The following is a 2,442-nucleotide window of genomic DNA, read 5'->3' on the forward strand; positions in this document are numbered from 1 at the left end:
CTTTCAAAGATGTCTATTGGCAGTAGGTAGGAAATCATAAAAATTACGGATCCAATTAGAAACATTTTTTGCTTAAATTCTCTTTCATAAAGTCTCCTCTCTTTTTTAGCTTATTAAACTTACAGCATTAATATCAGTTCTTTGTTGAGATTCAGGAGAAACAATAAAAACAACAATGTCTGCATTTTACCGTGTATTTATTAAATAGAGCAAATCCCAATGTATCATATGCCATAAACCCCTCCATTTCTAATTTAATAAATATCTCTTTTACTAAGAATCACGGTGTTTAATATTATCATAATCACCAAATAAATGATCGATAAGATAGCCACTCTTAAATAAATGGAACTACTGCTATTAATAGATAATAATACTATATTTCCCGATATAAGATATTTCATAATTGAAGATGAAAAATTCCCGGATATTTGATGGATTATTGTATCAAATATTTGTAATATTCCAGCTGACTCAAGGAGACCAATAATAAGTGTAACGGCAGAATTTCTTATCAAATATGCTAAAAACATTATTACAATACTATAGGTAATATATAATAAATACTCTGCGAGAATGTATTTTATGAATATTCCTATTTCTGTGAATTTCAAATATCCTTCCATAAAGTAAAATGATAATGACATAATAATAAAACTAGTAATAAATATAGCTAATGTGTATACACATATTATTGCTACTTTTCCTAAAGTTAGCTCTATTTTTTTTGGAAAAACTTGATTAATATTTTTTAGAAAACTAGATTTAAGTTCATCTCCTATATACATCACAATAAAAACTGTTTGAAACATCAATAAAATTTTACTTTGGATATTTCTCATAAATAATTCAGTTATAGGTATATAGCCTAAATCTAACCAATCTGGAATCACACTTCCAACATAAATCCCCCAATTTATCTGTGTGAAATTTATTTTCAAGTTTTCTAGTGCTGCTTTATCATTAATATAGTAATGATAATCAACTTTTGTCATATATACAGATCCAATTATCATAAGGCTACTAAGAATTAAAATTATCCATGGATATTTGTTTCTTCGTAGTCTATATAACTCTAATTTTATTGCTCTACTCATCTTAATATCTCCATATAATAATCTTCAAAGCTCATTTCTTTTACAGAAATTGAACTTATTTCTATACCACAATTTACTAACAAAGAGTTTATTAGGCTTATTTTATCAAAGTAATCGTTTAATATAACTTTTTTACTATTTATAATCTCATTTTCATATCCATGTTTATTTAAAATTTTTGATACTTCATTCGTTTTGCTGGTTATTATCTCTATTCTTGATCTACATTTTTTATGCAAATCTTCTATTGTAAACTCAGCTAGTAACTTCCCTTTTGAAATTACTCCAAAATCTGTTGCGATTTTAGATAACTCTTCTAATATGTGGCTTGATATAATTATGGTAATGCCGTATTTTTTATTAATTTCTTTTAACATATTTCTAATATCGACTATTCCTTGAGGATCAAGTCCATTAATTGGCTCGTCTAAAATAATAATTTCAGGAGATCCTATAAGAGCCATTGCAATACCAAGTCTTTGTTTCATTCCTAAGGAAAAACTCTTAACTTGTTTATTATAGCAATCTTCTAACCCAACTATTTTAAGTATTTCTTTTATATACGTTTCATTTTCTATATCATAAGATAAGCATTTTAATTTTAAATTGTCATAAGCTGTTAGTTGCATATATAATGCTGGTGTTTCTATTAAATTGCCTACTTTACTAAAATAACTAGAATTTTTTTTAACATTTTTACCAAATAGCTCTATATTCCCACTACTCTTATTAGATAATCCAGATATCATTCTCATAATAGTTGATTTTCCGGCTCCATTATCTCCTATTAAGCCATAAATAGATTGTTTTTTTACTTTTAAATTAACATTATCTATTGCTGTAAAATTTCCGAAATTTTTTACTAAATTTTTAGTTTCTAATATATATTCGCTCATTTGATTATTCCTTTCTATAATTTCATGAGGCATCCTATATAATGATATTATATCTCCTACTTTCAACATAATTATAAGAGTTTTTCTAAGATGTTTCAGCTTCTTTGAATCCCTTGTTCAAGAAAAATTATTACTATAATACTATTTTAACTTTTCCCTTTTACTTCAGAAATTGCTCTTTAAATAAAGAGCAATTTTCTGACCTTGTTAGTATAGAAAAAACTATGAAAATTATTATGGGAAAGAAGCGGAGAGATAAAAAGCTATAAGGGGATAAACTTATAGCTTTTTAAAAATATTTATAAACTTTTAATCTAAACTTATTATCTCACTTAAAGAGATCCTACTAGATGACCTACAAACATTGCTATAGGCAGTAATAAGATTAAAAGGACATTTAACGCCATAAACAACTTATCCTTTTCCTTTACCCCAAATATTAAACCTAT

The 2,442-nt window shown here is 26.1% G+C and carries 2 protein-coding genes and 1 pseudogene; 1 reads left to right on the forward strand and 2 read right to left on the reverse strand.

Translation table 11 applies throughout. The features are described 5' to 3' along the window. Positions 1-254: 254 nt before the first annotated feature. A complete protein-coding gene (locus tag HMPREF1863_RS02065) occupies positions 255-995 on the reverse strand; it encodes an ABC transporter permease (protein ID WP_232300091.1) in 741 nt (246 codons plus the stop codon). Between the two features lie 98 nt (positions 996-1,093). After that, complete coding sequence (locus HMPREF1863_RS02070; RefSeq protein WP_232300092.1) at positions 1,094-2,062, reverse strand: ABC transporter ATP-binding protein; 969 nt, start codon at positions 2,060-2,062, stop codon at positions 1,094-1,096. 107 nt (positions 2,063-2,169) lie between these two features. On the opposite strand from HMPREF1863_RS02070, the pseudogene HMPREF1863_RS09445 reads away from it, so the two are divergent. Continuing rightward, positions 2,170-2,252: pseudogene (locus tag HMPREF1863_RS09445) on the forward strand (relaxase); the annotation flags it as partial. Positions 2,253-2,442 lie beyond the last annotated feature (190 nt).

Source organism: Aedoeadaptatus coxii, assembly GCF_001553115.1.
GTDB classification, from domain to species: Bacteria; Bacillota; Clostridia; order Tissierellales; family Peptoniphilaceae; genus Aedoeadaptatus; species Aedoeadaptatus coxii.